The following is a 23,706-nucleotide window of genomic DNA, read 5'->3' on the forward strand; positions in this document are numbered from 1 at the left end:
GATAAAATGGTTCACAGTACAGATGACTTTAATTTGTTAATGAGGTTTTTTTGATCGCAAAGGGATACAAATGAGTAAATCGAAAACTTCTAGTACGGCATTGGAACGTCAAATGCGTGAAGTTCGAGATCTCTATGATCAGGGGAAACGTGATTTGGCATATGCGCGAAATCGAGAAATTTTAAATAGTTTCCCAAACTCGGCTGAGGTAAATTATTTTTTTGCTAAGCTCCAATTTGAGATGGGTCTGTATAAAGAGACATTGACCTCGCTCAAGAAAGGATTTTCTTGTCTGGGTATTGCCCCTGAATTCAAAGCCTACTATGAATTGTTAACCAGACTTCAGACCGACCGTGCGATTGACTTGTGGGAAGAGGGGGCTTTATGGTTAATTCAACATTATCCGAAAAATGGCGTGGGCTGGGATTACTATGGTTTGGCTTTATTAGAGAGGGAGAAGTTTGTTGATGCAGAAATTGCTTTCCGTCAAGCACTCGCTTTGCTACCAAATAATCCTCATGTATTGAATAATTTGGCATGTAGTCTTAATTCTCAAGATAGAGGCGCTGAAGCAGAGCGGTTCTTAAGTCGTGTTGTTCAAATCGATCCCAAAATGGCGGTTGCTTATAATAATTTGGGTAATGCACAGAGGATGGTCGGACGTGCTAAGGAGGCGATTACCAATTTTTTAAAGTCATTGGAGCTTGTACCAAATCAAGCCTTTACCTACAACAATTTAGGACTGGCCTACCGTGTAGACGCAAATTATCAAGAGGCGATTACCTGTTATAAAAAAGCGTTGGAGTTGCAACCAGGTTTGTTTCAGGTCTATCCCAACCTAATCGACGCGATGCGGCAAAATGGACAGTTGCAAGAGGCGATAGATCTTGCCGAAGAGGCTCTATCAAAAACACCCGATCTTCCTGAATTATGGGCATGTTTTGCAGATGTCCTACGTGATGCAAATCATCTCGATGCGGCAGTTGAAGCATACATACGAGCATTGTCGTACCGCGCAGATGCCCATAGTAATTTCAACCTGCGCGTGTATACCAATTTATTGTTTTGCTTGAATTATCATCCTGACTTAAGTGCAGAGGTGATCTTTGATGCTTACAAAGAATTTGACAAACGTTTTGCACAACCTTATTTCAAAAAACGCACCTATGCAAATGATAAGAATCCTACCCGTAAACTAAAGATTGCCTACGCAACACAGTCTTTTTATAACCATGTTTGTGCGTACTTCTTGATTCCTTTGCTTGAGCACCAAGATCGCACTCAATTTGAGATCATTGCCTACTCTAATGTAGTCAAAGAAGATGAGAAAACGCAGCGTTACAAAGAAATTGTAGATCAATATATAGTGACGACGGGAATGACTGACGATGAGTTTGCGAGTCGAGTTATTGCAGATAAGATCGATATTTTTATCGATTTATCTGGACATACAAACGGTAATCGCTTAGCAGTATTCGCGCGAAAACCAGCGCCAGTATCGGTGCATTGGTTGGATTATGGCTATACAACCGGTTTAAGTGCGATTGACTATTACTTGACTGATAAACCGACGGTGGAAGGCGGCGCTCAGCGTTATTTTTCGGAGAAAATTTGGGCTTTGGATGGCCCTGCGTACGCATATAGGCCCAATAAACTTAATTTTGAACAAACCCCATTACCTTATTTTCGAAACGGATACATTACATTTGGTACGTTGTCTCGTTCGGTTCGGCTGAACCATAGAGTAGTCAGGGTGTGGGCTACAATCTTGGATGCAATACCGAATTCGCATTTAGTGATCGATAGTGGCGATTTCAAAGACCCTGCCGTGCAAGACGAAATGGCCTCTCGTTTTGTTAAATATGGCATTGAGCGTGAGCGCATAAAAGTAGGCTATTCAACGCCAGTGTCAGCAGCAATGCGGGAATTTGATATTGGACTCGATTGTTTTCCTCACAATTCTGGGACAACGTTGATTGAATGCATATACATGGGTATTCCGTACATTACCTTAGCGGGTCGACCTTCAATCGGACGAATTGGTTCTAGCATCTTGCATGCAGTTGGGCATCCAGAGTGGATCGCCAACAGCGAGGCAGAATATGCGGAAAAGGCAGTTATTTTGGCACATGATATTGAACGACTCGCTTATTTGCGCGAACATATGCGGGGTGAGACAGAAAACTCTCCACTAATGGATGAGCTAGGTTTTGCACGTTCTGTAGATAAAGCGTTTCGGCAAATGTGGCAGATCTATTGTGAAAGCGAGGCGTCATGAAGGCAGTTATTCTAGCGGGTGGATTGGGTACCCGTATCTCAGAAGAAACGCATTTAAAACCAAAACCGATGATTGAAGTGGGAGGGCATCCTTTACTTTGGCATATTATGAAAAGTTATTCACATCATGGTGTCAATGATTTTGTGATTTGTTGTGGCTATAAAGGTTATGTGATCAAGGAATATTTCGCTAACTACTTTTTGCATATGTCAGACGTAACGTTTGATATGAGTACAAACCAAGTTGAGGTGCATGAACGTCATGCGGAGCCCTGGCGCGTCACTTTGGTGGATACAGGCGAAGAGACGATGACTGGTGGACGCCTAAAACGTGTGGCGCAATATGTTAAGGATGAAGAAGCATTTTGTTTCACGTATGGTGATGGCGTTTCTGATATTGATATTGCGCGACAAATTGCCTTCCATCGTGAGCATGGGAAACTGGCGACGGTCACTGCTGTCTTACCGCCTGGCCGCTATGGCGCTTTGCAGCGCGATGGAAATACTGTGCAGGGATTTATTGAGAAGCCGCGAGGCGACGGTGGATGGATAAATGGTGGTTTCTTTGTGCTGTCACCTGAAGTTCTCAATACGATTTCTGGAGATGCAACAAGTTGGGAAGCAGAGCCGTTGTCCGAACTCGCTCGCAAAGGCGAATTGATGGCATACGAGCATGATGGTTTTTGGCAAGCGATGGATACTTTGCGCGAAAAGAATCTGTTGGAAGATTTGTGGCAAGCTGGCAAAGCGCCGTGGCGCAAATGGTAGAACTGAAGACACGGTCGCATGAAATTATGCACCATCGATGGAAAATGTGAATACGATGAATCAAACTATACCCAATGCGGATTTTTGGTCTGGACGGCGTGTGTTATTGACGGGGCATACTGGGTTTAAAGGTGCATGGTTGGCTTTAGTTTTGCGTTCCCTCGGTGCTGATGTCGTGGGATTAGCGTTGCCACCGACGACCGAGCCAAATTTATATGGTGCACTAGGATTGCAAGGCAAGATGCCCGAGTATTTGGGGGATCTGCGAAACGCGAAATGGGTCGCGAGTGTGATTGAATCAGTTTGCCCCGAGATCGTTCTACACCTTGCGGCTCAGGCATTGGTGCGGCCAAGTTATGAAGATCCTTTAACAACTTACGCCACAAATTTCATGGGAACAGCTCATGTGCTTGATGCGCTGCGAACGCCGAAAACACTTCGTGTTGCGTTAATGGTTACCACAGATAAAGTTTATCGCAACCTAGAGCGCATCGAACCCTATGCAGAGAGCGCAGAACTAGGTGGATATGATCCGTATAGCGCAAGTAAGGCAGCATCAGAAATTTTAATTGCAAGTTACCGACAAAGTTTTCTGCAAGCGCAGGGCGTTTGCGTGATGAGTGCACGTGCTGGCAATGTAATTGGTGGTGGAGATTGGTCGGCTGATCGTTTAATTCCGGATGCCGTGCGCGCTTGGAATCGTAGTGAAGTCGTAAAGATTCGAAGGCCAGATGCCGTCCGACCGTGGCAGCATGTTTTGGAACCAGTTTGCGCATACCTTATATTGGCGCAAAAAGCCTGTCAACACCCGGAAAAAATGGCTCGGTCGTGGAACATTGGTCCAGATGGGGTGGCAAGTGTCCGTGATGTAATGGTGTTGGCGCAAAACGCTTTTGGTTTCGGTGATGTTGAATTCGCGTCAAGCATAGATGGACCGCATGAAGCTGGATTTTTGTCCTTGGATACCAGTTTGGTGAGAGACGAGATAGGTATTGCGCCACGCTGGGATTTATCAACTGCCGTGAACAAAACAATGAACTGGTATCGGGACTTTCATGATGGCGCAGACGCATCATATTTGTGTTCGAGAGATTGGAAGGCGTACAGTGAAAATGACGCCTAAGCGATTTCAAAGTTCGCCGACCTTCATAAATGGTTTATCCATTGTTAAGCGGGTTGTGAATCAGGATCAAAGAGGATATTTTCAACGCCTTTTTTGTGCACAGGAACTGAGTGAATTGGGTTGGAGCAAACCTGTCATGCAGATAAATCAGACAAAGACTGTGATGAAAGGAAGTTTGCGCGGAATGCATATGCAAATCCCGCCATTCTCTGAACGAAAGCTTGTAAGCTGTTTACACGGCAGCGTTTTTGATGTTGTCGTAGATATGCGTAAAGGTTCGCCTACTTTCCTAGCTTGGCATGGCGAGATTCTCAGTGAACATGAATCTAACGCTCTCTTGATTCCTCCTGGGTGCGTACATGGGTTTCAAACGCTGACAGATGATGTCGAAATGTTGTATTGCCATGATCAAATATTTTCGCCTGAGCATGAGTTCGGGGTGCATCCATTGGATCCTAGAGTAAGTATTCAATGGGATTTGCCAATAAGCGTAATCTCGGACAAAGATGCATCGCGTGTCTTTCTAATAAATGAATTTGAAGGTTTTGATTATGCACGATAACCACTGCCGTCATTGCAATCATGTGTTGACGAAGACTTTTTTGGACTTAGGAAGTGCACCCCCTTCGAACGCTTATATCTTGCGCGAAAATCTCGATCAAGAGGAAATTTGGTTGCCATTGAAAGTCATGGTATGTGAACAGTGTTGGCTGGTGCAAACTCTTGATTTTGCTGGGCGAGAGAATTTGTTCAGCGAAGATTATGCCTATTTTAGTTCCTTCTCCAGTACTTGGTTGCAACATGCACAGAACTTCGTTGAAGTTATGCAAAAACGCTTCGATCTTACACAAGACAGTTTAATATTAGAAGTTGCGGCGAATGATGGCTATTTACTTCAATACGCTCAGGCAGCTTTAATACCTTGTTATGGCATCGAGCCAACTACCAGTACAGCGACTGCCGCGAGAGCTAAAGGCTTAACAATAATTGGAGATTTTTTTGGGCAGTCATTGGCTCAACGTTTGGCCTTAGAAGGAAAGCAAGTTGATCTGAGCGTCGCAAACAATGTATTGGCACACGTACCAGATATTAACGATTTTGTTGCTGGTTTCTCGACGATTTTGAAGCCGGATGGTGTTGCTAGCTTTGAGTTTCCACACCTTTTGAATCTCGTTCGTCTCAATCAGTTTGATACGGTATACCACGAACACTATTCCTATTTGTCACTCACCGCCATAAGCACTATTTTTGAAAAACAAGGATTAGGGATCTTCGATGTTGAGAAATTGACGACCCATGGCGGAAGTTTGCGGGTCTTGGCCCAACGCGTGGATACTGGTCGCCGTCCGATAGCGGCGGAAGTAACAATAATTTTGGACGAAGAGAAGCTTGCGGGTATTCGAGACATTCATTTCTATGAAGCTGCTCAAGCACGTGCGGAGCAAGCAAAATTTGATTTACTTGCGTTCTTATTAGATGCAAAAAAGGCTGGGAAACAGGTAGCAGCCTATGCTGCTGCTGCAAAGGGCAATACTTTGTTAAATTTTTCTGGTGTGCGCCCTGATTTAATTTCATATGTGGTCGATATAAACCCACATAAACAAGGTAAATATTTACCAGGAAGCCGGATACCAATACTTGGACTTGAGGCATTGCATCAATGTATCCCAGATTATTTGCTTATTCTGGCTTGGAACTTAAAAGACGAAGTTATCAAGACTCTTAAGCTGGAGTTGGGAGAATTAATCGCAAGTCGTATACAGTTTGTGACTGCAATTCCAGATTTAAATTTTGAAGTTGTCAAATAACCGCTAAGTTTTTTGCTTGGCTAATTAGGAGAACAAAATGATTCCTGTTTTTAAACCGTTAATCGAACAAGAAGAAATTGATGCGAGTCGTGAATCTTTGGAGCTAGGATGGTTGGGAATGGGAAGTTATGTTTCCAAGTTTGAGCAAAAAGTAAAAGAAATAATTGGTGTTGAAGATCGTTATGTGGCTGCCGTGAGTACCGGGACTGCTGGATTACACATCGCCCTGTTGGTTGCGGGTGTTCAACCTGGCGATGAGGTGATTGTTGCATCGTTCAATTGTTCTGCTGATTTTCAAGCAATTGGTTGGGTTGGTGCAGAAATGGTTTTTTGTGATTGTGATGATGATACTTTGGAGCTCGATCTAGAACGTGCAGCAGAGTTGGTAACACCCAAAACCAAAGCAATGATTGTGATGGATTATGATTGCATATTGAGTGATCATGATGCAATTGCGGCATTTGCCGAGAAATATAAAATTCGAATCATTCATGATGCGGCGCATGCCTTCGGATCGAGTTACAAAGGAAAAATGGTTGGAAGTTTTTCTGATATCTGCGTGTTTAGTCATGATCCCGTTAAGACCATTACTTGCCTGGACGGAGGGACAGTCGTTGTTAAGACAGAAGAAGAGTTGAAATATGTTCACGAACTTCGTCTCCTTGGAATGCAGCAACCCGCTACTGTGATGTATCAGAACCAACGTGCGTGGACCTTTGACGTTGAGCGTGTCGGGTTTCGTTATCACATGTTGAATATGCATGCGGCGATAGGCTTGGCGCAATTGGGAAAACTCGATGTGATTTCAGAAACGAGACGAGCAGCCTCTCGTTATTACAATGAACTTTTGCGAGATCTACCCCAGGTAAGAACCCCAAAAACCGATTTTGAGGGGGTGAATCCTTTCCTGTATTACATTCGGGTTCCAGCAGAACTTCGTGATGATTTGCGTGCTGAATTAAAGGCAAATGGCGTTGATACAGGAATTCACTGGCAACCAGGCCATTTATTTAGTCTTTGGAAAAATGCAAAAGCTGGCGATCTTTCGGTTACAGACCGAGTAGGGAAGGAAATCTTATCATTGCCGCTTTATTCAAAAATACCGCTTGAAACAGTGAAGGAGGTCGCCGATCAAGTAAAGGCCTTTTTTCAGAGGCACTCAAAATGAATCAAAAATTAACAGATGGGCGTGCACTTCTTCGGGTCATTAAGGCTAGTGCGGCCTGCAATCAATTGTCGCTTGTGTTGCCCGTAGATTCCCCAGTACGAGCTTATTTGCGGCCGATTGCGACTGCAGAGGGACAATTAGATGAGACAGATTTAGTTTTACTAAGTGATTGGCGCAATAAATATGTCAAATCCTTCTTAACCGAATTCCATGCAAATCCAGCTCGCACAGCTGAATGGTTGACTAAATTTGTTCATCAAAATGATGGGAAAATTTTGTTTATGTTGGAAGATCTGAAAGGAGGGCGACTTGGGCATATTGGATTAGCTTTTATCGATTGGGATAATTCTTATGGAGAAGCAGACGCTATAGTAAGTGGCGGTAATTCTCCACCGGGTTTGATGAAAATAGCTTTGCAAGCTTCTTTACGTTGGGCGCGCGAACAATTAGGCTTGAAAAAACTTGGTGTTCGGGTACGCTCAGACAATTCGGCGCTCGAGTTCTACAAGAAAGTAGGATTTTGTGAGATAAAACGGGTTCCTCTAGGATTTACGCAAGATGGTGACGATATAACCTGGTTTGAAGACGAAAGTTTAGGAAGCGATGTTCCAAGTTTGGTTTATATGATTTACGAGGGCAAATAAATTGGACTTGATGGAGTTTGATCGAGCAGGCTTGGTGAACTATTTGGATAATCAACTAGATCATTTTTTTCCAGATGGTAGGTCTTGTCGCCCTGAAATTGAGAAATATTTGGATCGAGCCCTTGTTCGATTGAATTTGTGCATCAATGCGGTAAAGATATGGAAGCCGGACCAATTTGATCACTTACATTCATCGCAGTATTGTACATTTTTGTATTTTTTATCAAATACTATGTATCGGGATGGTGCCGATAAGCGAGTATGTACTAAACTCTTTTTGTTAAACAAAGCTTTAAATGCGATTGATTTGTTTTACGAAATTGAGATGCCGGACATATTTTTTATTGGACATTCGGTCGGCATCGTTCTGGCAAAAGCCAACTATGCAAATTATCTGGTCTTGTACCAAAATTCCACCGTCGGAAAAAATCATGGCATTGCACCGAAGCTGGAGGAGGGGGTCATCATGTATCCCAACACTGCAATTATTGGCGACTGTCATGTAAAAGCGGGGAGCGTAATTGCTCAGGGCGTAAGCGTAATAAACAAGGACACTGTTCCAAATAACTATGTATTTCAATCAAGTTCTGGTGCGCTGGAATTTAAACCATGCTCGAAAAATATTCTCGGTGATTTCTTTCGACATTTCTAATTTGCACTTACTTCTGGATTATTTCTAGATTCACATTCGAAATTTTGTAAAACAGCTTTGAATTCGAACCCGTCTGACTCGAGGGTAGTTTCTCGCCCCGAGAGACCTTTATTTTGAAGCTCTCGGGGGATCAAAAAATCACTACTTTTCTTAAACAATTCGCTGTCTTGTGAATCTAATTTTTAGGCTGCCAGTAATTAGGTTTGCTATACGACGCCCTTAAAAAGTCGACGAAAGCACGAATCCGTAAAGGTAAGTGCCGGCGTTGCGCAAAGATTGCATAAATGTCGTTGCCTGGCGCATTGAATTCATCCAGCACGGTAACCAGTTTGCCTGCTTCAATTTCAGTCCCGACCTCCCACATCGAGCGCCAAGCTAGGCCTTTGCCCGACAAAGCCCAGTCATGCAAAACCGCACCATCGTTACACACCATATTGCCTTCGACTTTACGTAAAACGTTTTTACCGTTGTCGCGGAAGGTCCAGCCGCGCTGGCTACCATCGCTGCTAAAGGTCAGACAATTGTGATGGTGCAGATCATCCAAAGTGACTGGGCGACCATGACGCTTGATGTAATCGGGTGAGGCGACCACTACGCGTTTATTATCCGCCAGTTTGACACCAATTAGATTGGAGTCTGTCAGTGCCGCAATACGTATCGCGACATCGACACCTTCTCCAATTAGGTCAACGACTCGGTCATTCAAATTCAGAGTCAATTTGACTTCTTTGTGCTCAGCCAAAAAGTTAGGAATTAAAGGTGCCACGTGCTGACGACCAAAACCACCCGGCGCGGAAATAGTTAATTGGCCGCTGGCTTTGGCGCTACGTTCGGAGACGGAAGTTTCTGCTTCCTCTAATTCCGCCAATATGCGCTGGCAGTCTTCCAAAAATGCCGCACCTTCTATGGTTAAGGCAATTTTGCGTGTCGTGCGTTGTAAAAGTTTAACGTCGAGTCTTTCCTCTAAGGCATCGAGTCGCCGACCTATCATGGCTGGTGCAACGCCTTCAGCCCGCGCTGCAGCGGATAGGCTGCCGCGAGTGGCGACTTCTGCAAAGGTTGAAATTTGTTTAAATTGATCCATTTTTTATCTCCGCCAGAGTGAATTTTCGCGCTATTTTTACTTTATTGCGCTGTTTTATTGGTGTTTGAACGAGCTTTATGGTTTGTTGCAATTCCCAGTACTTACATCAAAAGAGTTTGAAGTGGCGTTCATCTTTTGATAAATAGTAACTATATATTTGCATAAAACCGATCACTTGCAACTAAAATGCAAGAATACTGTGATAAAACGAGGCATTATGTATACAAGAATGTTGAATATACTTTGATTCACCTATTCAATTTATTCTTTATTTGCCATGTTTTTTCGATTTTAATAAATAAATTTTGAATAAATGAATAAATCAGTCATTGCAGCTGCTAAAAATCAATAACAAGGAATAAATTGTGCAGTGCGGTGATTGAACCGGTTTTTTTACTTATTTTTTGATAATTTTTATGAGTGAGGCTGCAATGACACAAATTACATTACCTGAGGGTATGCAAATCACCGGCGCAATTAAACCGGGTTTCGAACAAATTTTAACGACAGAGGCTTTGAGTTTGGTGGCGAAATTGAGCCGTCATTTTGAAAACCAGCGCCAGCAATTATTGGCCCTACGAGTCCTCCGGGCTGCACGTATGGATGCGGGAGAGCGTCCTGATTTCTTGACTGAAACTGCACACATACGTAGTGGTGATTGGAAGATCGCACCTATTCCTAAAGCTTTAGAATGCCGACGCGTTGAAATCACCGGGCCTGTCGAACGTAAGATGATCATCAATGCGCTGAATTCTGGCGCAGATAGTTACATGACGGATTTTGAAGATTCCAATACACCAAACTGGGACAATCAAATCACAGGTCAGATCAACTTGCGTGATGCCGTACGCCGCTCTATTAGTCTTGAGCAAAACGGCAAACGCTATCAGCTCAATGACAAGATTGCGACTTTAGTGGTACGTCCGCGTGGCTGGCATTTGGATGAAAAACATGTACTGGTTGATGGCAAGCGTATCTCAGGCGGGATTTTCGATTTCGCTTTGTTTATGTTTCATAACGCAAAAGAGCAAATTGCTCGAGGCGCTGGACCTTTCTTTTATTTGCCAAAGATGGAATCGCACCTGGAAGCCCGTTTGTGGAATGACATCTTCGTTATGACACAAAATGAATTAGGCCTGCCTCAAGGCACCATTAAAGCGACGGTGTTGATAGAAACTATTCTCGCTGCATTTGAGATGGATGAAATTCTGTATGAATTGCGTGAACATAGCTCCGGTTTAAATGCGGGTCGTTGGGACTATATTTTTTCCTGCATCAAAAAATTCAAAAATGATCAGAATTTTTGCCTAGCAGACCGCGCCAAAGTTACCATGACGGCGCCATTCATGCGCTTATATGCCTTATTGTTGTTAAAGACTTGCCACCAACGGAATGCGCCAGCAATCGGTGGCATGGCGGCTCTAATTCCTATCAAGAACGATCCAGAGAAGAATGATATCGCTATGGGTGGCGTGCGCAATGACAAAGCACGCGACGCGACCGATGGCTACGATGGAGGTTGGGTTGCTCATCCTGGTCTGGTCGATCTGGCGATGGGCGAGTTTAAAAAAGTCTTGGGCGAAGCGCCGAATCAGATCAGCAAACAGCGACCAGATGTTGAAGTGACAGCGAAAGATTTGCTCAACTTCCAACCAGAAACGCCGATCACCGAAGCTGGCTTGCGTTATAACATTAACGTCGGCATTCACTACCTGGGCGCATGGTTAGCAGGCAACGGTTGTGTGCCGATTCATAATCTAATGGAAGATGCAGCGACAGCAGAAATCAGTCGTTCTCAAGTTTGGCAATGGATACGTTCTGCCAAAGGCAAACTGGAAGATGGTCGTAAGATTACGGCAGAAATGGTGCGCGGAATGATCGCGGAAGAATTGGAAAAAGTGAAGCAAGCTGTGGGCGATGGGGCGACTTACGATAGAGCTGCTCAGATTTTTGAACAGATGTCGACATCCAACGACTTTGCCGAATTCCTGACGTTGCCTTTGTATGAGGAAATCTAGACCGTAGAAAGAATTTGACCGGAGTGTAGGTCACGATCTTACTTTCGCGATGCTTTTGAAAGTCAATGTCGAGAATCTGTTGGGGGATTGTTATACGACAATCTCCTTTTCTTTATTAAGAATCGAAAGAGGAGCGAGAATTTGATTGATCACAGATCTGGTTGTTTTTTGCAGTTAATACTCAGCTTTCTTTGTTGACGAATTTAGTCTATAACGATATCTTGGCGCAATGCAAATATCGTTCACAAAAGCATTACTTACTTATTTAGGGAGGCTTTATGACAGTTCAAGAAAAGACCGTAATCGCAAGACCATTTTCTGGTGATTATCGTATCGATGTATTGATTGATAGCGTCACGTTTCGTTGGAATGCAGCTAGCGCATTAGCAACTCCTGTTCAAGTTCAGTATAGTTTTTTAAAAACACCTGCCAGTTATGCATCCGATAAAGACAAAGTAGGGTTTTCTACTTTTACTGCTGCGGAGATTGCGGCGACTAAACAAATTTTTGCCCAGTTATCTCAATTAATTAATATTAGTTTCGTTGAGGTTGCCGAAACCGAGATTAAATCAGGGATACGACTGGCGAATAATATTCAAGAAAAATCCGCTGGTTACGCTATTTTGCCGCAGCCGAATGCTGCAGGTACCGCATTCGTTGACGGTAGCGGCGATTTGTACATGGCAAGTAATCAAATCAAGAATGATGCTTTTTTGCCCGGTAGTTATGAATATTTGACCTTGGTCCACGAAATTGGCCATGCGATCGGTCTAAACCATCCAGGCAATTACAACGCGGGTGAGCCAGCAAGCCAAGATGCAGGTAATTATCTGGCAACCTCTGAAGACAATGCCTGGGTTTCTATCATGTCATATAACTCTGTGCCACAGGCTCAGAACAGGGATTTTTTTGGTACCTACGATATGCTGGCGCTGAAATATTTGTATGGATCCAAAGCGTATAACGCTGACGCAACGCTCTACACCATGACCGACCAAGATGGGCGAGTGCTAAAAATTATCAACGATACCGGTGGCATTGACACTTTGGATGTATCACAAACAAGTGTTGGCGCTAGTATTAATTTGAAACCCGGCGCGAATAGTTCGGTTGGAACTTTGGCTGATGGCACCACACCAGCAATCAATAATTTATCATTGGCATTCGATGCCTTGATCGAAAATGTTATCGGCACTCGATTTGATGATGTATTGATAGGTAATACCGCGAATAACTTAATGAATGGCGGGAAAGGTAGTAACAACATCGATGGAGATGCCGGATTTGACATTGCGGCGTTTTCAGGTAACAGATCCACTTTTAGTGTGAAAAAAGCTGCGGCTTCTTTCACAGTTGAAAAACCAAATGGCGAAGGCGTCGATACGCTGAAAAATATTGAGGCGCTAAAGTTTAACGATATGAGCATTAATCTCGGGGTCGGGGATAAATCCAAAACGATAGACGCGAGCGCATTAAAATCGATTGTGGAGCTATATATTGCGTACTTTAATCGCGTCCCAGATGCTGATGGTATCAGCTATTGGATAGACCAGAATAAGTCAGGTGTCAGTTTGGAGCAAATTGGTAAGTCCTTTTATGATGCTGCTGTCAGCCCCAGTTTTACGGCACTGACTGGTTATTCAAATAGTATGAGTAATGTTGATTTTGTGAAGATTATTTACAAGAATGTGTTGGGTAGAAATGAAGTGGATCAGGGTGGTTTGGATTATTGGTCTGGTGCTTTAGGTGGTGGTAGCCAAACGCGCGGTTCCTTAATTAAATCAATCTTAGATTCGGCTCACGGATATAAGGGAAAAGCCGACTATGGATATGTCGCTGACTTACTGGACAATAAATTTACAGTAGGTAAATTTTTTGCGATAGAACAAGGTATTAATTACAATACGCCAGAAGAGTCTTATTCTAAAGGTGTTGCAATTGCGGCCGCAGTGACTGCTACAGATATCCAAGCTGCGATTAAGCTAATCGGTGTTAGTGATGCCGGTTTTACTTTGGTTTAGGCCTATGTCTCTATCGGTTTAAGCATAAAAAAAGCGACCTTAGAGTCGCTTTTTTTATGAGAAATTTAGATTGAAATCTAAATATTAATCGGCAGGCGGAACATAACCTTGCGCAGCATCGGCGCCGTCGCCAAAGAAATGCTTCTCCATTTGCGTTGCCAGATATTTACGAGCACGGGTGTCTGCAAGATTTAAACGATTTTCATTGACCAACATCGTTTGATGTTTTAACCAAGCTGCCCAAGCTTCTTTGGATACGCTTTCGTATATTTTTTTGCCTAATTCACCTGGGTAAGTAGGAAAATCTAAACCTTCGGCTTCTTTGTCTAATTTAATGCAGTGGACCATGCGGGCCATAATCGGTACTCCTTTAATAATTCAAATTCTATGGTGGTAAGACTGAGATTATACGTTTGATTCTAAAATCAAGTCGGCTATTGGGCTTACAACTGTTTGATTAAGACTAAAGACTTACGCTGCCAGTTGTACATTTTTTGTCTGTCTTTCGGTAAATCATCAACTGTCGCTTGCACAAAACCACGCTTTAAGAACCAATGTGCCGTGCGCGTGGTGAGAACAAACAGTGAGTGAAATCCAGCGCGACGCGCACGTTTTTCCATGTGCTTCAAAATGCGCTCGCCGTCACCTTGGCTTTGTACTTCAGGATTAACTGTCAGACACGCCATTTCGCCGACCTTATCGAAAGGGAAAGGGTAAAGTGCAGCGCAACCAAAGATGACACCATCATGTTCAATCACCGAGAAGTAATTGATTTCACGTTCTATCAATTCGCGGCCACGTTTGACCAGAGTACCATCTGCTTCCAAAGGCTCTATTAGTTTAATAATGCCGCCTACGTCTTCGACGGTGGCTTCACGCAGGCTTTCCAGATTTTCCGTAGAAATCATGGTGCCGACGCCATCATGGGTAAATAGTTCCAGTAGGGCGGAACCATCAATTTTATATGGCACGATATGTATACGTGGCACGCCGCCACGAGATGCCTTGACTGCATGTTCAAGATAAAAAGAAGATTCTGGCGTCAAATAATTGGCAGCTAATTCCGCCTCTGCTTGTTTGTAGGATAGCTCGCGCATGTCATCGCCATCTTGATCCACCATCATCGGCGTTTCAGAAATGAAGATAAGTTTATCGGCACGTAGCGCATTCGCTGCTGAAACAGCGACATCTTCCATCGTCAGATTAAAAGCCTCACCTGTAGGAGAAAAACCTAAAGGGGATAGTAATACCAAGTTACCAGCATCGAGCACTCTGTCGATTGTGTCGTAAGCGACTTTGCGTGCAGTGCCCGTTAATTGGAAATCGACACCGTCGACAATACCAATTGGCTTGGCAGTCACAAAATTGCCTGAAATAATACGAATGGCCGAATGTGCCATGGGTGTATTCGGCAGACCTTGACTAAAGGCCGCCTCAATATCTAGGCGCAATTCACCAGCAGCCTCTTTGGAACATTCGAGCGCAGCGGTATCGGTAATGCGTATGCCATTGTGAAATCGGCCTTCAACATTGCGCAACGCAAGTTGCTCGGCAACCTGAGGACGTGAGCCATGCACGATAACAATCTTAATCCCGAGTGCATGCAATAGCGATAAATCCTGTGCCAAAACGGGCAGGGCGCCAGCCACTACGAGTTCTCCAGGAAAGGCGACCACAAAGGTCTTTCCACGGAATGCATGAATATAGGGTGCGACCGAGCGCAACCAGTGAACGAATTGAACAGAATTTTCCATGGACGAATTATAATCGCAGGTACTATGTCATCTAACAAAACAAATACAAATTCTCCGGAAAAAGTCGCTTCAGACCTACGTCAATTGCGCGATAACCTGCGTCAGGCAGCCCAACAACAAGCAAAAACCGCTAATTTCCCGAAAAAGGAAAAGGCTGGTACACCTGCGAAGCCACAAAATAGTACTGAAAATGCTATTCAGTCAGGAAATAAACCTGCGTCGGTGACCAAGACGACTGCGGGCAAGCAGTCACAAGCACGAGCTAAGCCGCCAAAAAAGCCAGAAACACGATTTGAACCAGCGCTACCTTTCCGCAATCCGCCGCCCGTCATTACATATCCCGAAGAACTACCCGTCTCAGGCAGGCGTGAAGAAATAGCTGAAGCGCTGCAAAAAAATCAGGTCATCATCGTCTGTGGTGAAACTGGTTCAGGTAAAACCACGCAGTTGCCCAAAATTTGTCTGGAACTAGGGCGTGGTCTAAAAGGCTTGATCGGTCATACGCAACCACGTCGTATTGCAGCGTCATCGACCGCCAAGCGTATCGCGCAAGAATTGAATTCTCCATTGGGCGAGCACGTCGGTTTTAAGGTTCGTTTTACGGATACCTTGACCAAAGGTGCATCGGTCAAACTAATGACCGACGGTATCTTATTGGCTGAAACACAGACCGATCCGCTCTTGCGTCAATACGACACCATCATCATCGACGAAGCGCATGAACGTAGTTTGAATATCGATTTCTTGCTTGGCTACTTGAAACAGATATTGCCTAAGCGTCGTGATTTGAAGGTGATCATCACCTCCGCGACGATTGACGCACAACGCTTTGCGAATCACTTTGGTGAGAACGGTAAAGCGGCGCCTGTGATTGAAGTATCGGGACGTTTGTATCCGGTCGAAGTGCGTTATCGCCCAATTCAAGCAGATGAAAAAGATAAAGAACGTGATCTGATGGTCGCGATCACGGATGCTGTGGATGAGTTATGTCGTCTAGGTTCAGGTGATGTGCTGGTGTTTTTGCCGGGTGAGCGTGAAATCCGAGATGCGGCGGAAGCTCTGCGTAAGCATCACCCACCGCATGTAGAAATCTTGCCTTTGTTTGCCCGTCTATCAGCCCAAGAGCAAGAGCGCGTCTTCAAGATTTCGAATGCGCGTCGCATCGTCTTAGCGACCAATGTTGCCGAAACTTCCTTGACCGTGCCAGGCATACGTTATGTGGTCGATGCAGGTTTGGCGCGCGTGAAGCGCTACAGCTATAAAAATAAAGTCGAGCAATTACAGATCGAAGCCATCGCCCAATCGGCAGCTAATCAACGCGCCGGTCGTTGTGGTCGTGTCGCGGCTGGTGTGTGTATTCGTCTGTATGACGAACAAGAATTCAAGCAACGCACAGCATTTACAGAACCGGAAATTCTGCGTTCGTCTTTAGCTGCCGTTATTTTGCGGATGAAATCATTGCGCCTTACGGATGTTGAGACTTTCCCGTTTATCGAGCCACCACCAGGTCGCGCAATTGCTGATGGCTATCAACTCTTGCAAGAGTTGGGTGCTATGGATGATAGCAATCATTTGACCGCGGTCGGTAAAGAGCTCGCAAAATTGCCTTTAGATCCGCGTGTAGGTCGTATGATTTTGGCCGCACGTGATAATCAGGCTTTGAGCGAAGTCCTAATTATTGCTGCTGCCTTATCGGTGCAAGATCCACGCGATAGACCGATGGATGCACAAACTGCTGCTGATCTAGCTCACAAAAAATTTTCGGATGAAAAGTCAGAATTCACCTCGTATCTCAAAATCTGGAAATGGTTTGAAGACGCGATTGAGCACAAAAAAACTAATCGTCAATTACAAGACAATTGCCGTAGTAACTTCTTAAGCCAAATGCGTCTACGTGAATGGCGTGAAGTGCATTCGCAATTACTGACCATCGTTAAAGAGCAGGGCTGGCGTATCAATGAAGCACCAGCGACGTATGAACAATTGCACCTCGCCTTATTGACGGGTTTGCTCGGTAATATCGGATTTAAATCGGAAGAGGACTCGCATTACTTAGGCGCACGCGCTATTAAGTTTTATATCTGGCCTGGTTCCTACTTGGCGAAAAAAGCTGGAAAATGGATTATGGCTGCGGAGTTGGTCGATACCACTCGCTTGTATGGACGTTGCCTCGCGCAGATACAACCCGAGTGGCTAGAAAAAGTCGGCGGTCATTTACTCAAAAAATCTTACGGTGAACCACGTTGGGAAAAACGTACGGGGCAAGTTTCAGGCTTTGAACGCGCGACTTTATACGGCTTAGTCGTGTATAGCCAAAGACGCATACAGTATGGCTTGACGCACCCGAAAGAAGCTCGCGAAATATTTATTCGCGATGCTCTGGTCGAAGGGGATTTTGATACTCGTGCACCGTTCTTGGCGTTCAACCAAAAACTCATACGCGAAATCGAAAATATCGAACACAAATCACGCCGCCAAGACGTGCTGGTCGATGACCACTTAATCGCTGCGTTCTACGACAAGCATTTGCCGGCCGACGTGTATAACGCGGTCTTGTTTGAGCAATGGCATAAAGAAGCGACCAAGGGCAATCCTAAATTACTCTATCTGAACAAAGACGAATTAATGCGCCACGAAGCGGCGGGTATTACCACCGATGTGTTTCCTAAGACGATGCAAGTCTCAGGCGTGGGTTTGCAACTCTCGTATCACTTTGAACCGGGCAGTCCGCGTGATGGCGTCACGCTGTGGATACCTTTATTCTCACTCAATCAAGTATCGAGTGATCGCTGCGAATGGTTAGTGCCGGGTATGATCAAAGAAAAAGTACAGTTGCTGATTAAATCATTGCCACAAAAAATTCGCCGCCATTGCGTACCACTGCCCGATTACGCTGCGGGATTCTGTGAACGGAATGAATTCGGAAAAGGTAATTTCTTAGAAACTTTGATCGCCGATATCCGCGAGCAAAAAGGGCTGCAATGTTTGAGCACCGATTTCAAATTTGAATTGCTCCCAGCGCATCTCACGATGAATTTTAAAATCATCGATGAACACGGACGCCAGCTAGAAATGGGCCGCAACCTCGCCACACTACGCGCCGAATTTGGCTCACAGGCACGTGAGAGTTTTCAGAAAATCGCCAGCGCCGATAAACTGGCTCTGCTAGATAACTCAAAACAATTAGCAACAACGAACAATATTGACCGTCATTCCCGCGAAGGGGTTGGCGAGGAATTCGGGCAGCATGCTGCCCGCTCGCAAACCGGATTGCGCTTGCAAGCGCAATCGCGCCCTGCAAGGGGGAATCCAGAGTCTCCAGCAATCCAACAAGAAAACTTAACCGCCTGGACCTTCGATGAACTCCCAGAATTACTAGAAGTCCAACAAGGCAAACAAACCTTAATCGGCTATCCAGCCTTAGTCGATAAACAAACCCACTGCCACATCGAAGTCTTCGACGACCCCGATGAAGCAGGGCGCGTTCATCATTCTGGCTTACGTCGTTTGTTTGCTTTGCAGATGAAAGAACAAGTCAAGTTCTTAGAAAAAAACATCCCCGGCTTACAGCAAATGGGTATGCAATTTATGTCGCTAGGCTCGCAAGAAGAGTTGCGCGAACAAATCGTCACAACCGCCTTAGACCGCGCTTTCATGCAATCGCCGTTGCCGAAAAATTCGGGCGAATTTAACAAACGCCGTGATGAGGGCAAGGCCAGACTCAATTTACTAGCCAATGAAATCGCCCGTTTGACAGGTTTAATTTTGGCCGAATACTACAGCCTGCCGAAAAAGCTACAAGGTCTCAAAGCGCACGCGCAAGCGGCAGCTGACATGCAACAACAATTGCAAAATTTGGTGACCAAACGCTTCATCGCTGAAGTCGATTTTGCCCAGTTAGCGCATTATCCTCGCTATCTCAAAGCAATCACGGTTCGCATGGACAAACTACGTGCGGATCCAACGCGAGATGCGAAATTACTCGCAGACTGGAACAGTGTCGCACAGCCTTGGCAACGCACGCCGCGCAAATCGGGCGTGGATGCTGATCCTAAGTTGATTGAGTTTCGTTGGTTGTTAGAGGAGTTGCGAGTGTCTTTATTTGCGCAGGAGTTGAAGACGCCTATGCCGGTGTCGGTTAAGCGTTTGCAGAAGGTTTGGGAGAGTTTACTGCGGTAGATAAGGGGTTTTTTAGTTGAATCGATGGTCTAAATTTAGCTATGTAGGGCGGGTGAAACCCGCGCCGCTTATACTTTGAAAATATTGTGACGGTAATTTGATGCGAGAAAACAATTCAGCTCAGCAGTGGGGGGAGTTTCTTTTGCTCGCGAAAAAAACGTCAATCTTATTCGCAAACAAATTACCTATTTGTATCCAAGCTTTCGCTTGCAAACAATCTCAATGTTCGCAGTTCGGTGGTTGACCGACGGCTACTCACTTTCTTTGCTTCGCCAAAGAAAGTAAGCAAAGAAAGGCGACCACGCTGCCACTGCCCTGCGGGTGCCCAGTTGTGCAGGACAAAAAATGGGAAAGCTTCGAAACTCGCTTCGCTCAGACAACGAAGCTTTCTTTATTCATTTTCTGTCCTGCACAATTGGCAGTGTCAGAAGTGGATGAAAGTCAAAAGCAGCACCAACATCAAAACAATCAGCATCGACGGTTAATCATTTTTCGTATAGTAGTTGTAGGTCGTTGCTTTTGACCTGCCCCCGTTTGAGACGATGTAATTTGTGCGTCACAGAAAATGGATAAGAAAGTGTTGTTGTCTGAGCCGCAGGCGAGTTTCAACACTTTCCCATTTTTTGTGACGCACAAATTATGCTGAAGCGTAGCGTAAGCACCCGAAGGGCGAGTCTACGGTCGCCTTTTTTGGAGGACCTTTTTTGGCGAAGCAAAAAAGGTGCTTGGCTGTCGGGCCACACCCGACCTGCAAACGCGGAGAATGAGCCGCAGTCAAGTAGGGTGGACAAGCTTTTTTCCCTACGCGGGAATAGCCAATTATTTGCAAACTTATCCAATTTTTCCCTTGCAAACAATCTCAATGTTCGCAGGTCGGTGGTAGACCGACGGCTACTCACTTTCTTTGCTTCGCCAAAGAGAGTAAGCCATGTAGGGCGGGTGAAACCCGCGCCGCTAAAACTTTGAAAATATCGTAATGGTGATTTGATGCGAGAAAAATTTTCAGCGCCATAGTGTGAGCAGCTTTTTTCACATGGAAATAATCAATTTCTGTCGTGATTAAGTCACCTATTTTTACTCAAATTTTCGTTTGCAGACAATCTCAACTTTCACAGGTCGGTGGTAGACCGCGGCTACTCACTTTCTTTGCTTCGCCAAAGAAAGTAAGCAAAGAAAGGCGACCACGCTGCCACTGCCCTTCGGGTTCCCAATTGTGCAAGACAAAAATGGGGAGAGTCAGAAACTCGCTGCGCTCAAACATCTGACTCTCTTTATCCCATTTCTGTCCCGCACAATTGGCAGTGTCAGAAGTGGATGAAAGTCAAAAAAATCAAAAGCAACGGCAACACCAAAACAATCAGTAACGACGGCATTAAGTTTTCCAATAGCGGTTGTAGGTCGTTGTTTTTGACTTTGCTTTTGACCTACCCCCGTTTGAGACGATGTAATTTGTGCTTGGCAGAAAATGGGATCAGGGTTGCTAATGTCTGAGGTTTAGCAGGGGTTTCGATGTGCATGCAGATCGCCTGAGTACGGTCTTCGCTTGCAAGCGAAGATGCGCCCTGCAAGGGAAGCGAGTTTTCACAACACCCTATTTTTTGCCACGCACAAATTATGCTGAAGCGAAGCGTAAGCACCCGAAGGGCGAGTCTACGGTCGCCTTTTTTGGAGCACTTTTTTTGGCGAAGCAAAAAAGGTGCTTGGCTGTCGGGCCACACCCGACCTGCACACTCAGAGAATGCGCGGTCGTCATTTCAACATCAAGAATTCAAGACCTAAGAATACAAATCCAAGCAAATTACTCTGACAGTCATCCAGGCGCCCTCATCCCCAACCCTTCTCCCGCTCGCGGGAGAAGGGAGCTCTCGAGACTCAACCAAAGTAGGGCGCAATACGCTGACTCTATTGACGAACATTTTTGTGTCTCTCAAAATATTCACAAATAAAAATGAAATCGCCAAATTCAATTCGAGGGCGTTTTTGGTTTTTAAAGCAGCACTAGCCAGCGATTAGCAGCAGCGCTATTTGCGTTCCAAACAGCAAAAACCAAACCGCCGCATTCAACATAAGATCCTCTCTTACGCCATTAAACAACAGCAATTATGTAAATCTAGCGTCATCGCTTTAAAGACTAACGACCAGATTTCCGCCGATTCTTTCCAAAAGTGTGGCGTCTCTGGTAATCATCCCATAACCAGTGACCTATCTGCGATCCAGTAAGTTTAGTGTAAGACTTGCCGTCTAGAGTTCAATGTCATAAGGAGACGCACATACAAAAAGTGCGCTCTTTACCGAGGAAATCTTGTTGTGCTGTGCTCTTTCTTAGAAAGTAAAAGACGCTAGTTCAACGACATGATTGGCGATAGATAAAACGCCAATTTTCCCCGAAATATCTAGGTTTTCCGACAGATTGATTCGACCGTTTTTTAGTAAATCGGTATGAAAATTTGTGAGATTAGGTGGACAAACCGAGTACTAAAAAACTAAAAGGAGACATAGCATGAGTAATTCAGGGGTTTTAAATCAGGGTGTGAGTAGCTCACATACCGCAAGTCCGGATATGACGAAAGAGGAGCGCAAGGTTATTTTTGGATCCTCATTGGGAACCGTTTTTGAGTGGTATGACTTTTATCTTTACGGCACACTTGCTGCCATCATCGGTAAGAAATTCTTTACTGCACTAGACCCAAATTCACAGATGATTTTTTCGCTGTTGGCATTTGCAGCAGGTTTTATTGTTCGTCCGTTTGGCGCGTTGGTCTTTGGGCGACTTGGTGACATGATAGGACGTAAATATACTTTCCTAGTCACCATCGTCCTCATGGGTGGAGCAACATTTGTCGTTGGTTTATTACCAGGCTTTGAGCAGATAGGTATCGCGGCACCGATCCTGCTGATCGCTTTGCGTATGCTGCAAGGCTTAGCACTTGGTGGTGAATACGGCGGGGCTGCGACTTATGTGGCAGAACATGCGCCGCGCAATAGACGCGGGTTCTATACCTCATTTATTCAGACCACGGCAACATTGGGTTTGTTTCTCTCATTGCTCGTGATCCTTGGATCGCGCACAATTGTAGGTGAAGAAGCTTTCGCGGATTGGGGATGGCGCATTCCGTTCTTGTTCTCAGCCTTTTTGCTCGGCATCTCAGTTTGGATTCGGATGACGATGAATGAATCTCCAGCTTTCGCAAAAATGAAGGCAGAAGGCAAGGTTTCTAAAGCACCGCTGACGGAGTCCTTCGGTAAATGGGGTAATCTTAAAATCGTGATTTTGGCTTTGGTTGGTTTAACGGCAGGACAGGCGGTTGTTTGGTATACCGGTCAGTTTTACGCTTTGTTCTTTTTGACGAATACCTTAAAAGTTGATAATGCGACGGCGAATTTGATGATCGCTGCGTCGCTTGTGCTTGGCACGCCATTTTTTGTCGTATTTGGTGCTTTGTCAGATAAGATAGGTCGCAAACCCATCATTTTGGGCGGATGTTTGATTGCTGCTTTGACTTATTTTCCTTTGTTTAAGGCATTGACAGAAGCGGCAAATCCAGCACTTGCTGCGGCACAAGTGGCGAACAAGATTGTGGTTACTGCGAATCCTGCTGAATGTTCATTTCAATTTAATCCGACAGGTGTCGCGAAGTTCACGACTTCATGCGATATCGCCAAACAGGTCTTAGCCGCCAATTCGGGAAGTTACGAAACTGTTGAAGGTACTGGCGTCGCCACAATCGCGATTGGCAATACGATTATCGAATCCTACACATCAAGTGGCCTCGCTGCACCAGAAGCCAAAATTAAGAAGGCAGCATTTGAGAAATCGGTGACGTCTGCGTTGGTTGCTGCCGGGTATCCTGCCAAAGCAGACCCGAAAAGAATTAATAAACCCTTGGTCATTTTGATACTGTCGATTTTGGTGATTTACGTCACCATGGTATATGGCCCAATCGCAGCGATGTTAGTCGAAATGTTCCCGACTCGCATTCGTTATACGTCAATGTCCTTGCCTTATCACATCGGCAATGGCTGGTTCGGTGGACTTTTACCTGCCACTGGCGTCGCGATTGTCGCCCAAACCGGCAATATGTATAACGGCTTGTGGTATCCGATCATCATTGCCAGTGTGACCTTCGTTATCGGTATGCTTTTCGTCAAAGAGACTAAGGATGTCGACATTTATGCAGGCGACTAATTTATATGGCGTAGATTAAGTCCT

Annotated in this window: 15 protein-coding genes; 12 read left to right on the plus strand and 3 right to left on the minus strand. The window is 45.0% G+C overall.

All coding sequences use genetic code 11. The annotated features are described in order from the left end of the window. The first annotated feature begins 70 nt into the window (after positions 1–70). The 8 genes from ACO0KZ_RS08715 to ACO0KZ_RS08750 are packed head-to-tail and all read left to right on the plus strand — an operon-like array spanning position 71 to position 8,440. Positions 71–2,278 carry a tetratricopeptide repeat protein gene (locus tag ACO0KZ_RS08715; RefSeq protein WP_422994763.1) on the plus strand — a complete coding sequence of 736 codons (2,208 nt, stop codon included), beginning with the start codon at positions 71–73 and terminating at the stop codon, positions 2,276–2,278. Continuing rightward, entirely contained in the window at positions 2,275–3,045 is a 771-nt protein-coding gene (gene rfbF / locus ACO0KZ_RS08720; RefSeq protein WP_422994765.1) for a glucose-1-phosphate cytidylyltransferase, read from the plus strand. Before ACO0KZ_RS08715 ends, rfbF begins: the two co-directional genes overlap by 4 nt. A gap of 55 nt (positions 3,046–3,100) precedes the next feature. Beyond that, positions 3,101–4,168, plus strand: coding sequence for a CDP-glucose 4,6-dehydratase (rfbG, locus tag ACO0KZ_RS08725; RefSeq protein ID WP_422994767.1), 1,068 nt, complete (start codon positions 3,101–3,103; stop codon positions 4,166–4,168). Then, positions 4,158–4,730, plus strand: coding sequence for a dTDP-4-dehydrorhamnose 3,5-epimerase family protein (locus ACO0KZ_RS08730; protein ID WP_422994870.1), 573 nt, complete (start codon positions 4,158–4,160; stop codon positions 4,728–4,730). The genes rfbG and ACO0KZ_RS08730 overlap by 11 nt, the downstream gene beginning before the upstream one ends. Next, a complete protein-coding gene (locus ACO0KZ_RS08735; protein WP_422994769.1) occupies positions 4,720–5,976 on the plus strand; it encodes a methyltransferase domain-containing protein in 1,257 nt (418 codons plus the stop codon). Before ACO0KZ_RS08730 ends, ACO0KZ_RS08735 begins: the two co-directional genes overlap by 11 nt. A 37-nt stretch (positions 5,977–6,013) precedes the next feature. Continuing rightward, entirely contained in the window at positions 6,014–7,144 is a 1,131-nt protein-coding gene (locus ACO0KZ_RS08740; RefSeq protein WP_422994770.1) for a DegT/DnrJ/EryC1/StrS family aminotransferase, read from the plus strand. Then, entirely contained in the window at positions 7,141–7,788 is a 648-nt protein-coding gene (locus ACO0KZ_RS08745) for a GNAT family N-acetyltransferase (protein ID WP_422994771.1), read from the plus strand. The genes ACO0KZ_RS08740 and ACO0KZ_RS08745 overlap by 4 nt, the downstream gene beginning before the upstream one ends. A gap of 34 nt (positions 7,789–7,822) precedes the next feature. Continuing rightward, positions 7,823–8,440 (plus strand): hypothetical protein, encoded by a 618-nt coding sequence (locus ACO0KZ_RS08750; protein WP_422994871.1) that lies wholly within the window; start codon positions 7,823–7,825, stop codon positions 8,438–8,440. Between the two features lie 175 nt (positions 8,441–8,615). On the opposite strand, the gene ACO0KZ_RS08755 is transcribed toward ACO0KZ_RS08750, so the two are convergent. Beyond that, positions 8,616–9,524, minus strand: a complete 909-nt coding sequence (locus ACO0KZ_RS08755) for a LysR family transcriptional regulator (protein WP_422994772.1) — start codon at positions 9,522–9,524, stop codon at positions 8,616–8,618. Between the two features lie 431 nt (positions 9,525–9,955). Here ACO0KZ_RS08755 and aceB point away from each other — a divergent pair, with 431 nt between their 5' ends. Then, positions 9,956–11,542: a malate synthase A gene (aceB, locus tag ACO0KZ_RS08760; RefSeq protein WP_422994773.1), complete on the plus strand. Its 1,587-nt coding sequence runs from the start codon at positions 9,956–9,958 to the stop codon at positions 11,540–11,542. A gap of 278 nt (positions 11,543–11,820) precedes the next feature. Next, positions 11,821–13,563, plus strand: a complete 1,743-nt coding sequence (locus tag ACO0KZ_RS08765) for a DUF4214 domain-containing protein (protein WP_422994774.1) — start codon at positions 11,821–11,823, stop codon at positions 13,561–13,563. 84 nt (positions 13,564–13,647) lie between these two features. Here ACO0KZ_RS08765 and ACO0KZ_RS08770 read toward each other — a convergent pair whose 3' ends face one another. Both ACO0KZ_RS08770 and argA read right to left on the minus strand, forming a co-directional pair. Then, positions 13,648–13,920 (minus strand): oxidative damage protection protein, encoded by a 273-nt coding sequence (locus tag ACO0KZ_RS08770; protein ID WP_314861109.1) that lies wholly within the window; start codon positions 13,918–13,920, stop codon positions 13,648–13,650. 86 nt (positions 13,921–14,006) lie between these two features. Further along, a complete protein-coding gene (argA, locus tag ACO0KZ_RS08775; protein ID WP_422994775.1) occupies positions 14,007–15,317 on the minus strand; it encodes an amino-acid N-acetyltransferase in 1,311 nt (436 codons plus the stop codon). 24 nt (positions 15,318–15,341) lie between these two features. On the opposite strand from argA, the gene hrpA reads away from it, so the two are divergent. Together hrpA and ACO0KZ_RS08785 are read left to right on the plus strand one after the other, a co-directional pair. After that, entirely contained in the window at positions 15,342–19,496 is a 4,155-nt protein-coding gene (gene hrpA / locus ACO0KZ_RS08780) for an ATP-dependent RNA helicase HrpA (protein WP_422994776.1), read from the plus strand. A gap of 2,500 nt (positions 19,497–21,996) precedes the next feature. Continuing rightward, positions 21,997–23,682, plus strand: coding sequence for an MFS transporter (locus ACO0KZ_RS08785; RefSeq protein ID WP_422994777.1), 1,686 nt, complete (start codon positions 21,997–21,999; stop codon positions 23,680–23,682). Positions 23,683–23,706: the final 24 nt, after the last annotated feature.

The organism is Undibacterium sp. Di24W, assembly GCF_049340325.1.
Classification (GTDB): Bacteria; Pseudomonadota; Gammaproteobacteria; order Burkholderiales; family Burkholderiaceae_D; genus Undibacterium.